Genomic DNA, 13,735 nt, shown 5'->3' with positions numbered 1-13,735 from the left:
CTATTTTGGATTATCATAGTCTTGATGTTTAAATGTTTTTATGTTTTGTATGTAATTGTACAAGGAGATTTTACATGAAAAAATCTTGGAAAAAGGCCCTTTTAGCAGGTCTTAGTATTGTAATGATGGGTTCCTTCATAGCTGGTTGTGGGTCTGATAATAATGGTGCTGCTAACAAAGATGTATTAAAAGTAGGCGTTACTAACTTCGCATCCACATTAGAACCTACAGAAAACTTCTTCGCATGGGTTGTAATGCGCTATGGTGTAGGTGAAACATTGGCTAAGTTTGACGAACAAATGAAACCTCAACCATGGATTGCATCTAAATGGGAAGTATCCCCAGACCATAAAACGTGGACTTTCACAATCAATGATAAGGTGAAATTCTCCAATGGTAAAAAAGTTGATGCAGCAGCTGTAAAGGCGTCTATTGAACGTGCTTTTGCAAAGTCTAATCGTGCGAAAACATTCTTCGAATATGACTCTATGGAAGCTAATGGTCAACAATTAGTTATTCATACAACAAAAGAATATCCTAATATGCCTGGCCTTTTAGCGGATCCGTTGTTCCTAATCGTTGACGTTCAAGCTGAAAAAGATGGCCGTAACTTTGCGAAGGAAGGTCCTATCGGTACAGGCCCATATGTAGTTAAATCCTTCACTAAAGAACGTGCTGAAATGGCTGCGAACGAAAACTACTGGGATGGTACAGTACCATTTAAAACTGTAGAAATTCCTTCCATCGATGACCCTAATACGCGTGCTTTGAGCTTACAATCTGGCGACGTAGATATGGCTGTTAACATCGGTCCTGGTGAAATTGGTTTATTCCAAGGCAATGATAAATTCAAAGTAGATGAAATCGCATCTCTTCGTGTCGTATTGGCCCGTATTAATCAAAAAGGTATTCTTGGGGATGACAAAGTTCGTGCTGCAGTTATCTCTGCAACAGACCGTAAAAACTATGCTGATGTATTGTTAAAAGGTACATTTATTCCTGGTTCTGCTCCAATTCCACCATCCATGGACTATGGCTTCAACGATTTGAAAGATCCTAATGCGTATAATCCTGAACGTTCTAAACAATTGTTGGCTGAAGATGGTTGGAAAGATACTGATGGCGATGGGATCCTTGATAAAGATGGCAAACCATTAACATTCAACTTCATAGTATATAACTCTCGTGCAGAATTACCACTTTATGCAGAAGCTGTTCAAGCAGACCTTAAAAAGGTTGGCATCGATATGAAAATCAAAACAGTTGACTATAACTTGATCGATAAAATGGGTCAAGACGGCGACTATGATATGCTTATCTCCAACATTGTAACAGCTAATACAGGTGATCCAATCTGGTTCTTGGCTAACTATTGGCACACTAACAACAATGGCTCCAACCCTCAAAATGGTTCTGGTTACTCCAATCCACAAGTTGACCAATTGTTAGATGCAGCTGAAACTGAATTCGACCCAGCAAAACGTCGTGATTACGCAATGCAAATTCAACAATTGTTGATGAATGATGGTGCTGCATTATTCTTAGGCTATCCTAAAACTAATATCGTTACATGTTCTTACTTGAAAGGTGCTGTAATGTACCCAAGTGATTACTACTGGATTACTAACAAAATTACAAAATAGTGAGGAGCTATAATGGCAGAAAACATACTAACTGTAGAAAACCTTAACATTGCGTACCAAGGTGTGCCTGCTGTTATGGATGTGAACTTTACCTTGGAACGCGGTAAGGTATTAACCATTGTAGGTGAGTCCGGATCCGGTAAAACTACTGTAATCCGGGCCCTCATGGGTTTATTACCTGTAGGTGGTGAGGTTACAGACGGTACAATGATCTTTAACGGTCACAACCTTCGTACCCTATCTAAGTCAGAATGGAGAGCCATACGTGGTAAAGATATGGCTATGATTTTCCAAGATAGTGGTAGTGCATTAGATCCAATTGTTCGCATTGGTAAACAATTTAGAGAATTGTTTACATCTCATATTGAAATCACTAATGATGAATGTGATCGACGAGCAATTGAGTTATTAGAATCTGTATCTCTTCCTAATGGAGCGGATATATTGCGCCGTTATCCACACGAATTATCTGGTGGTCAACGTCAACGTGTTGGTATTGCTATGGCGTTAGCATTGGACCCAGCATTACTCATCGGTGACGAACCGACATCTGCACTCGATGTAACAACACAATCTCAAGTGGTTATGCAAATGCTTGAACTAGCTAAAGAGCATAATTCTGCAATAGTCATGGTAACTCATAACCTTGGTGTAGCAGCGTATATGTCTGACTATATTATTGTTATGAAAAAGGGCCGTGTTGTAGATGCTGGAACCCCACAAGACATTTTGGAAAATCCATCTAATGAATATACGAAACAACTAAAAGACGCTGTGCCAACATTGGGAGGAGGTCGTTACATTGACTAATTACGCAGTAGAAATTAAGAATGTATGTAAACGATTCCCACTTCCTACTGGTGGTGAGCTTGAAGCATGTAAGGATATTAATATAACTCTCGAAAAAGGTCAGTCCCTTGGGATTGTAGGGGAATCTGGCTCTGGGAAAACAACATTGGTTCGTATGATCATGAAAATGCTTCCTATTACGGAAGGCGAGATTTATGTAGAGGGTGTAGAGATTCAACATATGAATTCTGAACAAACGAAAGAATATCGTAAAAAGATTCAAATGGTATTCCAAGATCCATCTGCAGCTTTTAACCCACGTATGAAGGTTAAAGATATCATTCTTGAGCCACTTTATAATTTTGGTCTTCTTGAAAAGGGAAAAGAAGAGCAAATCGCAGGTGACTACCTGGAAATGGTAGATTTACCTCGCGAGTTTATGCATCGCTATCCTCATGAAATGTCTGGTGGTCAACGCCAACGTGTTGCCATTGCTCGTGCTATCGTTTTAGAGCCCGAAATCCTCGTGTTAGACGAGGCTACTAGTGCCCTAGATGTATCTGTACAAGACTCCATTGCGTACCTTTTGGCGCGTTTACAAAAAAAGAAAAATTTAACATACCTATTTATTGCTCATGATATTGCCTTTATTCGTACTATGTGCCACAAGGTGGTCGTAATGTACAAAGGTGCTATCGTTGAAGAACTAGATGCTTTCCACTTGGCGGATGCAAAACATCCATATACAAAGGTTTTATTGAGCTCTATCTTTGAAATTGGTCAAGATCATAAGCCGCTTACCTTGGATGAGGCTGCATTAGAAGCTTAATAGGAAAATTTACTTTCAAAATTTCAAAAGTATAAATTTGAAATGTAGAGAGTTACATCGGATAGGTAAACTTAAAATAGCAGTTAGTTTCAAGACTAACTGCTATTTTTATGCATAGTTAAGATATGAAATTTTTTAATAGATATATTGAAATGTTTCTCAAATTATACATTGTGTTAACACCTAATATATAGTATAGTTGACTGTATAAAATATACCCCTATGGGTATAATAAGATATGCTCATATGAAGTGATGTACATAGATTCTCTTTATATTAACTATTGTAAAAGCAGGTTATATTTACTAGATTATGTTAATGCAAAAAATAGTGAGTATCTGAGTATAAATAGATAGTTAATGTGTGTAGAAAGGTTAGGTGTATAAATGAAAGGATTACGCAAGGCTTTACTAATTGGTATGACCCTTGGTGTGACTATGCTCGGGACTATTGGTTGTATGAATCAAGATTCTGCTTCATCTAATGATGTATTAAAGGTAGGGGCTATTAGTTTTGCTGGCACATTAGAACCAACGGAAAATTATTTTAGTTGGGCCGTTGTACGATTTGGTATAGGTGAAACGCTTATCAAGTTTGATGATCAAATGAAAGCAACGCCTTGGCTTGCCACCTCTTGGAAGCAAGGTGATGACAAGTTAACATGGACTTTCACCATCAATGATAAAGTTAAATTCTCAAATGGTAATAGTTTGACAGCTGAGGCGGTAAAAGCATCTTTAGAACGAACTTTTGCTAAAAGTAAACGAGCAAAAACGTTCTTTAACTATACAGAAATTACTGCTAACGGTCAGGAGTTGACCATCAAGACTGACAAGGAATATTATAATTTGCCCAACTTGTTAGGAGATCCATTGTTTTTGATTATGGATGTGACAGCAGAGGCGAATGGTCGTGATATTGCAAAGGAAGGTCCTATTGGTACTGGTCCATATGTAGTATCCTCTTTCACAAAAGAGCGTGCTGAACTAAAGCGCAATGATAATTACTGGGATGGCAAGGCAGGCTTTGCTAAGGTTGAAATCCCATCTATTAATGATGCGAATACTCGTGCTATGGCGTTACAAGCGGGCGATGTAGATATGGCCGTTAACATTGGACCTGGTGAATATAGTATCTTCCAAAATGATAAGAAATTCACTATCTATGAAGTGGCTTCCTTGCGTGACGTATTTGTTCGTATGGGGCAAAAAGGGAAACTACAGAATCCTAATCTTCGTGCAGCCCTCATTGCAGCAGCAGACCGTGAGTCTTATGCGAAGAACCTCATGAAGGATACCTTCGTAGCCGGTAAGGCTCCATTGCCACCATCCATAGACTATGGCTTTAACCAATTGCGTGATCCTAATAAATATAATGTAGAACGTGCTAAAGAATTATTGAAACGTGAAGGTTATGAAGATACAAATGGCGACGGTATTGTAGATAAAGACGGTGAAAACCTCGTACTTGATTTTTATGCCTACACAACTCGTCCTGAATTGCCATTATATGCGGAAGCATTGCAAGCGGACTACAAAAAAATCGGTGTAGATTTACGAATTAAAATCGTAGATTATGCGGTTATCGACACATTATCTCAATCTGGTGATTATGATATGATTATCTCCAGTGTTGTAACCGCTAATACGGGTCAACCAGTATGGTTCTTGAAACAATATTGGGGTATAGGCGTTGAAACTAATGGCTCTGGCTTCTCTAATCCTCGTTTCGATGAATTGTTGGCTCTTGGTGAAAGTAGTAGCGATCCAGTGGTGCGTCGTAATGCGGTTATCAATGCCCAACAACTGATGTTAGATAACGCTGTAGCATTATTCCTTGGGTATCCTAAAATTAATATTGTAGGTAATAAACATATTGATGGTATCAAGATAACACCGTCTGAATATTACATCATTACAAAAGATTTGAAAAAGAAATAAAGTTTGCTGCTTACATAAAAATAAAAGGACTAGCTCGCATGGGCTAGTCCTTTGTGTTATCTAAATATTATTTTTTTTCTGTTACATCTAAGTCTGCCATGTTAACTGCATTGGCCTTGCCAATCATTTTATTATACTTGGTAAATAATTGCGTATAAGCTTCGCCATAAGATGAGTTGATAATAATGTAGTTGCGTGCCTCTGCAACAAATTCTTTTACTGAGTCTTGATACTCTCTTACCGCATTTTGTACTTCTGGTGTAGTACCAGGTTGTAATTTATTGAGGCGTTGTGTAATTTGTTGTAAGTTTGATTCTACCTTTTGGGTGTCTGTATTCCCATCTGGATCAATAAGGTCAATAGTTTGTGCTGTTATGAGATTTATCTCTATAAAGTTAACCGCATTTTCCCGCTTTTCTCCCTGATACTCAGTCATGCGTTCGTTATAAAGCTCATTATTACGATTATCTAAAGCTAAGTCTAATGCATTATATGTAGCGTAGAACTGTTCTGCTAAAGGTACATATTGAGCTGCTAGCTCATCGCTACCTTTATAATTATCCTTTTCATAACGACGTTCCACATAGTAAGATTGCAACTGATCAGCAATAGGAATAATTTGATCAAGTACTACGAGGACGTCATTTGTCGCTTGGTTTACGTCTTCGTAGGGTGTAGAACTATCTTGTTTTGCTACCTCTAATGCAGCTTTAAGTTCCTTATATTTAGGTAAGGTAATCGTCGTATTATGAGACCCATTGCGCAACTCTTCAAGAGTTGGCTGTAATTGGTTAGCATAGGCTACACTGTATGAGTTATATGCATCTAATGCAACAATATAAGGTCGTATGGCGTTGATTTTATCGTCAACGGTTGATCGATATAAAATTGTCGTTGTATTGGATGATAAGAGTGTATACACCCCATAGATCCCACCACCGATAATAGCAGCACCGAGCACAATGGCTGCTATTAACTTGATGTACCCCTTTTTCAACTGCGCACGCTCCTTGAAAACACACTAACTCTTTTGGATCCATTTGGACAGACTAATGTCCTAAGAGTAATTATTTACATTATATCACAACTTTACGTGGCAAAAAAGACGTATAGATACGATCATTATAAGGAATAGATGAAAATGTTAGATTTGGACATGTATTTATATTTATAATTAGCGATTAAACGATGAATGAGGCTGTAAGCTGTTATAAAAATATACTTTTAAAAGTAAAACTATATACTCTCTAGACGTTGTAGCTGCGGCTGGTATAATAGCAAGTATAGTATTCATTATATAGGGAGTTCGTTATGTCAGAATCGAATCAATTAATCAATTTTGCTACATCTTCGGAACTTATTGCTAATGGGGAAGGGCGTAATGAATTATCTGCCATTGAAGATGGGTTACGCAATTGTGATGAGTTTTTAATATCAGTAGCTTTCAATTGTATATCCCGCTATAGTCGTATATAATAATATTAAAAGATTTGTATTTTTCGATATAATCAAAGAAAGGAGTACAACATGTCAAATTTTATCACTCCTAAAGAATTATTAGCTTGTTTCGATGAGGTCATCATTTTAGATGCTAGAGGGTATCAAGATTATAAAAAAGGCCATATTAAGGGGGCTTATGCGGTAGATTTAGACAAGGATTTGACTGGTCCTTTAGGCGAGCATGGTGGTCGTCATCCATTGCCAGATATGGAACAGTTAGCTCATACCTTTGAGTCTTATGGCATCACTCGTAACTCAAAGGTTGTAGTATATGATTCGTGGCTATTCTTAGCGGGCCGTCTTTGGTGGACGTTACGTTACATGGGCTTAACAGATGTACGCGTTTTATCCGGTGGTATTGAACGATGGGTTCGAGAGGGCCATCTCTTAACTAAAGAGCCGACCCCGTTACCTGCTGAACCATCTATTTTTAACTACGAGTTGCAAACGGATATGGTTATGAGTCGCGATGAGGTGCTCAAGGCTAGTGAAAGCGGAGATCATGTTATTATTGATGCTCGTGCGCCATTCCGTTATGATGGATCTCAAGTGGATACGATGGATGGTATGACAGGGCATATTCCTGGGGCTGTTAATCATTTTTATGAAAGTGGCTATACCGTAGATGGTCCTAAATCCTTGAAAGATTTAGAGGCTGAGTATTACAACGAAATCTACCAAAATAGGCCAGTTGTAACGTACTGTGGGTCTGGTGTGACTGCCTGCAATGCGTTGTTAACCATGAGTGAAGTAGGACTTGAATCTGCTTTATATGTTGGTAGTTCTAGTGACTGGGTAACGTATGAAGGCTTCCCGCTTAGTACAGGTGTAGAAACATTAAACTAACTTAGGAGGGCGAATGAATCTATTAAAACAATTACTAACAGTCGTTGCCTTTGGTTATTTGTGTTATCACATCTATACCTTTGGACCTGGTATGTTTAATGTAACTGTATTAGTGATTCTTGTCTTGTCGGCGGTGGCTAACTATTTCCGTGAGAAACGTGAAAGTGATCTTAAAGCCAACGAAAACGCCCGTAAGGCTCGTGCAGAAGCAAGACATGCTAAGAAACATAAAAAGCAGTAGTATTGCTAACATATAATCTTTAGATTAGCTTACATTAAGCAAAAACTTGACGTATATTCTATGTGAAAGAGACTTTCACCAAGTTAAATACGGTGAATAGTATTAGATTGATGCGAAGTATTATAAAGAAGTATTATAAAGGAGTAAGAATTGAAATTAATTTCTTGGAATGTAAACGGCCTCCGCGCCGCTGTAACAAAGGGTTTCATGGAATCCTTTAATGAATTAGATGCAGATATTTTCTGCCTGCAAGAAACAAAATTGCAACCCGATCAAATTTCTTTGGAGTTGCCAGGGTATGAGCAATATTGGAATAGTGCAGTTAAGAAAGGCTATAGTGGCACGGCTGTATTCACGCGTATTAAGCCATTGTCCGTAACTAATGGCATCGGTATTGAAGAACACGATCAAGAGGGCCGTGTTATCACTGCTGAATACGATAATTTCTATTTGGTATGCTGTTATACACCGAATAGCCAACGTGAATTAGCTCGCCTTGATTATCGTATGACTTGGGAAGACGCATTCCGTAATTATCTACTTGAATTAGATAAGAAAAAGCCTGTCATTCTATGTGGTGATCTCAATGTAGCCCATCAAGAAATCGACCTAAAAAATCCTAAGACAAACCGTAAAAATGCAGGCTTCTCCGATGAAGAACGTGCAAAGATGACAGAACTCTTAGGGGCAGGCTTTACAGATACATTCCGTCACCTCTATCCAGATGCTATTGAGCAATACAGCTGGTGGTCCTATATGGGGAAAGCTCGTGAACGGAATACAGGATGGAGAATTGACTATTTCATCACATCCAAACGCCTTGATGATAAAATCCAAGAAGCGAAGATTCATCAACAAATCTTTGGCTCTGATCACTGTCCAGTAGAATTGGTTATTGATCTATAAAATTTTAGTGAATATAAAAGTACAGCCTCATCTACGGATGAGGCTGTTGTGATAGAAAAGGAGATACTATGGCTCAAAAACAAAAAGCTGTCGTTCTATTTAGCGGAGGTGTAGATAGTACTACTTGTTTAGCCCTTGCTATTGAACGATTTGGCAAAGATAATGTGGTACCCTTATCGATTCAATATGGTCAAAAACATAGTAAGGAATTAGAGGCTGCTATAGCTATTTTAGAGTACTACGGTATGGAAGGTAAAACGATGGATGTTGCTAAGCTATTTGCCTTTAGTAACTGCTCTTTATTAGTACAATCTAGTGAAGATATTCCACAAGGTTCCTACAAAGAACAACAAGATGCAAAAGGTGAAGGTACAGTAAGCACTTATGTACCGTTTAGAAATGGTCTATTCCTATCCGCCGCAGCATCCTTGGCACTATCTTTAGACTGCGGCTATATCTACTACGGTGCTCACAGTGATGATGCGGCAGGCAATGCATACCCTGACTGTACAGAACAATTCTACAAATCCATGGGGGACGCCATCTTTGAAGGATCCGGTAAAGAATGCTCCTTAGAAGCACCCTTTATTAACTCTAATAAAGCAGACATCGTAAAAGAAGGCCTACGCCTCGGCGTACCATACCACCTTACCTGGTCCTGCTACGAAGGCGGAGACAAACCATGCGGACACTGCGGCACCTGTATCGACAGAGCCAAAGCCTTCCACGCAAACGGAGTCGAAGACCCAGCACTATAATTCCCATAAACTGGCTTAGACAAGTAGTCGCCTTTTAGGCGGCTACTTTACATATATTCTAATAGAGTAGCATGTATATGTGATTTAAGGCGGACTTGTACGTCACTAGTATTAGGGTATAAGTAGAGTTGCTAAATTTGAAGTGGTGGCAGATACCTTTTCAAAGAGCGACTTTGGCAGGTCGAGGCCTTCGGCCGATGACCGGTTCGCCAGTGGAGCGATGAGGAAAGGTATCTGCCACCACCCCGACCTTACAAACTTAATACTAATAGTAGTTAGCCCTAAAAAGTCCGCTTAAATCTAAATTGATTGCGAAAATATTAGATATATGCTAATATTAGTACTGCCTAAAGGCGACAACTAAATAAGACAGTTTGAAACCATCCTGTCTCTAAACAAAACTACGGAAATTCATAAGCATTGTAAGCATGGTAGTTTTGCCATGCTTTTTTATTTTGAGGAGGTGAGTGTTATGATTTCTACACGCAAATTGACTATTTCTGCCATGGTTGTGGCATTGTACATCGTTGTATTGTATGTAACGCAAAGCGTTTCCTTCGGGGCGTATCAAATTCGTATAGCAACATCATTATATGCACTTGCTTATGCCTTTCCGTTCTTGGTGATTCCCATGGGGATTGGCAACCTCATTTCTAACTTCTTATTCGGTGGTCTTGGTATCTTCGATATGGTAGGGGGCTTTGGTGTGGGCGTATTGACGACTGGCATTATCGTAGGAATGCGCAACCTTGGCCTTAGTGCTTGGTGGGCAACGCTTCCCATTGTCTTTGTGCCTGCACTATGTGTACCAATGTGGCTCAGCCCATTACTTGGTCTACCGTACTGGCCATTAGTGTTGAATCTTATCGTGGGTCAAACTATTCCAGCGATTCTTGGTTCTGTATTGGTGAAAGCCTTAATTAGTCGTCCTAGCATGGCTGCCTTATTAGGTGCTTTCAAATAAAACTAAAGAGAGGGCGTTAATTTCCATTCATATGGAGCATTAACGAATACAAATAAAAAGGCGTAAGCTCAAATCAAGCTTACGCCTTTTTTATGGCTAAAATGTATGGAGGTATGGGAATTTAACAGTTATAGCCGCGCCATCTAGTTTCGACTACGAGGCGTTCAAGAGCAACCATGTACGCTGCTTGACGAGGAGGTACATTGTATTTATGTTGCATCTCCCAAACAGCTTCGAAGCTATTTTGCATATTCTTAGTTAATCTTTCATTAACTTCTTCTTCAGTCCAGTAGAAGCTTGCTTTATTTTGTACCCATTCATAGTAGGATACAACTACGCCGCCGCCGTTAGCAAGAACGTCAGGGATGATGTCGATGCCTTTTTCATAGAAGTATTTATCCGCATCATTAGTAGTAGGACCATTAGCGCCTTCCAAGATGATTTTAGCTTGGATATTTTCCATGTTGTCTTTGTTTAATTGGTTCTCAAGGGCTGCCATGTATAATACATCAACTGGTTGAGCCAATAACTCTTGAGGTCCAATTGTAGTCATGCCTGGTTCGCTGTAACCTTCTAGGGAACGACCATGGGAGTTAGCATATTCGTATGCTTTTTCAACATCGAGACCGTTAGGATTGTAGATGTTAACGCTTACGTCGCCGATAGCCACAACTTTTGCACCTGCTTGTGCAATGAGACGAGCGCCTACGGAACCTACGTTACCAAAGCCTTGAACTGCAACAGTAAGGTTTTTGATATCCAAGTTTTTCTTAGCAAGATAGCTTTGCAATGCGATGAGGCAACCGCGACCAGTCGCTTCATTACGGCCTAAGGAACCGCCTACTTCGATTGGTTTACCTGTAACGATACCTGGGCTCCATTCACCTTTTAATGTGCTGTATTCGTCAGCAATCCAGCTCATGATTTGAGCATTCGTATTTACGTCTGGTGCAGGGACGTCTGTATTAACACCGATGATAGGTGCAATACGGCGTACGAAGTTACGAGTTAAGCGTTCTAATTCACGAGGGTTTAACGTTTTTGGATCAACTTTGATGCCCCCTTTACCACCGCCATAAGGGATGTTAGCAATCGCGTTTTTAATAGTCATCCAAGCTGCCAATGCACGAACTTCGTTTTCATCAGAATCTGGATGGAAGCGAAGACCCCCTTTAGCACTGCCACGCAATGTGGAATGTTGGCAACGATAACCTTCGTATACGCGAACTTCGCCATTGTCGAGTTGAAGAGGAACTGCTACTTTTAGTTCTCGTTCTGGGTGACGTAACACTTCGTATTCACTACGAGTATAGCCGAGCTTTTCAGCTGCTACGTCTAATGTGTTTAACATGTTTTCATATGGGTTATAACCGCTCATAATTACCTCCTGGATAATAGAGTAAATTAATAGTTTAATTAATGCTAATTTTATCGCATACTTAAGTATTCGACATTGTAAACAGAATACCCTTTATATTTTCATAAATATATTCTATAGTTTTTGACCTGTAAAAGTTGTAAAAATATAGATAATTACTATGATCTTTATCACAGTACAATTTGCTAATGAACGATGTTTTTATCTATGAAAATGGATACTTTTACAAAAAGAATAAAGATTTATATTCTGAAAAAAATAGACCTTTTTGTATGTACTAATAAACTATTTTAAAGATTATACGAAAAAGACTGGTGAAAGATACTTTCACCAGCCTCATACGTCAATATATTTTATTTTTCCACAGTATCTTCAATTGGAGTAGGAGGTACGGAGGAGTCTGTAGTTTGACCATCACCCCACCATACGATGCCGTACGTGTGGTTTAGAATAGAACGGTTAAATACTGGCGTTTCAATACCTGCCTTGCGTTGTTTGATATAGTCATCGAGGGCAAGACCTGCTGTGCGCCCCATGCGTACGATGGAACTTACGTTAGTTAATACTAAGAAAGCCATGAATAAATCGGCTAGGTTCCATACGAGATCTAGAGAGGCAACAGAGCCAACAAATGTCATAAGAATTACGCCAATACGGAACAAATGTAGGTAGAATCGTTTATTTGTTAAGTGGCTGATATTGATTTCACCGTAGTAATAGTTGCCAATTAAGGAACTAAAGGAGAACATAACGATGAAAATGGCTACGGCTGTAGGCGCCCAAGAACCAAGTTGTTGAGCTAGGTTATGTTGTACAAGAGCAATACCTGTTAGACCTGTAGTGCTGTAATCACCCACGATGAGTACGATGAAAGCAGAAGCTGTACAAATGATGAATGTATCAAGGAATACGCCGAATGCTTGTACAAGACCTTGTTCCACAGGGTGGTTAACAGCTGCCGTAGCGGCTGCGTTTGGAACAGAACCTTCACCGGCTTCGTTAGAGAAGAGCCCCCGTTTGATACCATTCATAACAGTAGCACCTAATAAGCCCCCACCTGCTGCAACAGGCTCGAATGCGGAGGAGAAAATAGTATAGATTACATGTGGAAATTGGGTGATATTCATAATTACCACAAATAACGCAGTAGCAATGTATAGAATCGCCATGATAGGAACAATGATTTCAGATGCTTTTGCAACGCGGTTGATACCACCGAATATGATAATACCAAGAAGGACTGCTACTACAGCGCCTGTATAGGACACATCAAGGTTAAATACCTGGAGAGATGCAGCCAAAGTATTGGCTTGTACAGAATTGTAAATCCAACCATAGGTAATACTGATTAAAATAGCAAATAGAACAGATAATGCCTTGTTGTTTAGACCATACCGAATATAGTAAGCTGGTCCGCCATAGAAACCGCCCTTAGCAACAGGTTCTTTGTAGATTTGTGCTAATGTAGACTCGATGAAGCCCGTGGCAGCACCGATGAGTGCGATAACCCACATCCAGAAAATAGCACCAGGGCCACCAAGTACAACGGCAATAGCTATACCTGCGATGTTACCAACACCTACACGAGATGCGGTACTAACACAGAATGCTTGAAATGAGGATACATGGTTCTTTTCTGTAGAGCTACCTGCGCCGTTAATTACGAGGCGAATCATTTCTTTAATCATGCGAATTTGTACAAAATTCGTTGTCATCGTAAAGAAGAGACCTGCGCCGATAAGAATAAAAATGATGAAATAACTCCATAAATAACCGTTTATGGTGGATATAGCATCATTGAGCATTGCTTCCATAAAAACTCCCTTTCTTATAAAAAATCCATATTTCATACTAATCAATGATATTGTATCAATTTCTATAGACTATGTAAAACAAAAATCCTTCACAAATAGGAAGGATTTTTGCTTTATATAGTATTTT

13 protein-coding genes are annotated in these 13,735 nt (G+C 39.3%); 10 read left to right on the top strand and 3 right to left on the bottom strand.

The window, feature by feature from the left end:
• Positions 1–74 precede the first annotated feature (74 nt).
• The 4 genes from AAAT26_RS06240 (at position 75) to AAAT26_RS06225 (ending at position 5,201) form a co-directional block, all read left to right on the top strand.
• Positions 75–1,643, top strand: a complete 1,569-nt coding sequence (locus AAAT26_RS06240; protein WP_349208996.1) for an ABC transporter substrate-binding protein — start codon at positions 75–77, stop codon at positions 1,641–1,643.
• Between the two features lie 12 nt (positions 1,644–1,655).
• On the top strand, positions 1,656–2,453 hold the full coding sequence (locus AAAT26_RS06235) for an ABC transporter ATP-binding protein (protein WP_004695041.1): 798 nt from the start codon (positions 1,656–1,658) through the stop codon (positions 2,451–2,453).
• Entirely contained in the window at positions 2,446–3,261 is an 816-nt protein-coding gene (locus tag AAAT26_RS06230) for an ABC transporter ATP-binding protein (protein WP_004697532.1), read from the top strand. The genes AAAT26_RS06235 and AAAT26_RS06230 overlap by 8 nt, the downstream gene beginning before the upstream one ends.
• 386 nt (positions 3,262–3,647) lie before the next feature.
• Complete coding sequence (locus AAAT26_RS06225) at positions 3,648–5,201, top strand: ABC transporter substrate-binding protein (protein WP_287531289.1); 1,554 nt, start codon at positions 3,648–3,650, stop codon at positions 5,199–5,201.
• Between the two features lie 67 nt (positions 5,202–5,268).
• Here AAAT26_RS06225 and AAAT26_RS06220 read toward each other — a convergent pair whose 3' ends face one another.
• Complete coding sequence (locus tag AAAT26_RS06220) at positions 5,269–6,198, bottom strand: DUF3829 domain-containing protein (RefSeq protein WP_008602411.1); 930 nt, start codon at positions 6,196–6,198, stop codon at positions 5,269–5,271.
• Between the two features lie 314 nt (positions 6,199–6,512).
• Here AAAT26_RS06220 and AAAT26_RS06215 point away from each other — a divergent pair, with 314 nt between their 5' ends.
• The 6 genes from AAAT26_RS06215 (at position 6,513) to AAAT26_RS06190 (ending at position 10,416) form a co-directional block, all read left to right on the top strand.
• Positions 6,513–6,677, top strand: coding sequence for a hypothetical protein (locus tag AAAT26_RS06215; protein WP_315296633.1), 165 nt, complete (start codon positions 6,513–6,515; stop codon positions 6,675–6,677).
• A 51-nt stretch (positions 6,678–6,728) separates the two neighbouring features.
• Positions 6,729–7,547: a sulfurtransferase gene (locus AAAT26_RS06210; protein ID WP_008602416.1), complete on the top strand. Its 819-nt coding sequence runs from the start codon at positions 6,729–6,731 to the stop codon at positions 7,545–7,547.
• A 13-nt stretch (positions 7,548–7,560) separates the two neighbouring features.
• A complete protein-coding gene (locus tag AAAT26_RS06205) occupies positions 7,561–7,788 on the top strand; it encodes a hypothetical protein (protein ID WP_008602417.1) in 228 nt (75 codons plus the stop codon).
• 150 nt (positions 7,789–7,938) lie between these two features.
• Complete coding sequence (locus AAAT26_RS06200) at positions 7,939–8,694, top strand: exodeoxyribonuclease III (protein ID WP_004695049.1); 756 nt, start codon at positions 7,939–7,941, stop codon at positions 8,692–8,694.
• A gap of 68 nt (positions 8,695–8,762) precedes the next feature.
• Positions 8,763–9,452, top strand: a complete 690-nt coding sequence (gene queC / locus AAAT26_RS06195; RefSeq protein ID WP_024061589.1) for a 7-cyano-7-deazaguanine synthase QueC — start codon at positions 8,763–8,765, stop codon at positions 9,450–9,452.
• A gap of 472 nt (positions 9,453–9,924) precedes the next feature.
• Complete coding sequence (locus AAAT26_RS06190; RefSeq protein WP_349208995.1) at positions 9,925–10,416, top strand: QueT transporter family protein; 492 nt, start codon at positions 9,925–9,927, stop codon at positions 10,414–10,416.
• A 121-nt stretch (positions 10,417–10,537) separates the two neighbouring features.
• Here AAAT26_RS06190 and AAAT26_RS06185 read toward each other — a convergent pair whose 3' ends face one another.
• Positions 10,538–11,794, bottom strand: a complete 1,257-nt coding sequence (locus AAAT26_RS06185) for a Glu/Leu/Phe/Val family dehydrogenase (protein ID WP_004695052.1) — start codon at positions 11,792–11,794, stop codon at positions 10,538–10,540.
• Between the two features lie 353 nt (positions 11,795–12,147).
• Positions 12,148–13,608: an alanine/glycine:cation symporter family protein gene (locus AAAT26_RS06180; protein WP_077707638.1), complete on the bottom strand. Its 1,461-nt coding sequence runs from the start codon at positions 13,606–13,608 to the stop codon at positions 12,148–12,150.
• Positions 13,609–13,735: the final 127 nt, after the last annotated feature.

Origin of the sequence: Veillonella parvula (assembly GCF_040094895.1) — a bacterium.
In the GTDB taxonomy this organism is placed as follows: domain Bacteria; phylum Bacillota; class Negativicutes; order Veillonellales; family Veillonellaceae; genus Veillonella; species Veillonella parvula_L.
The sequence above is the reverse complement of the archived record's forward strand: the minus strand, read 5'-3'. Positions and strand labels throughout refer to the sequence as shown.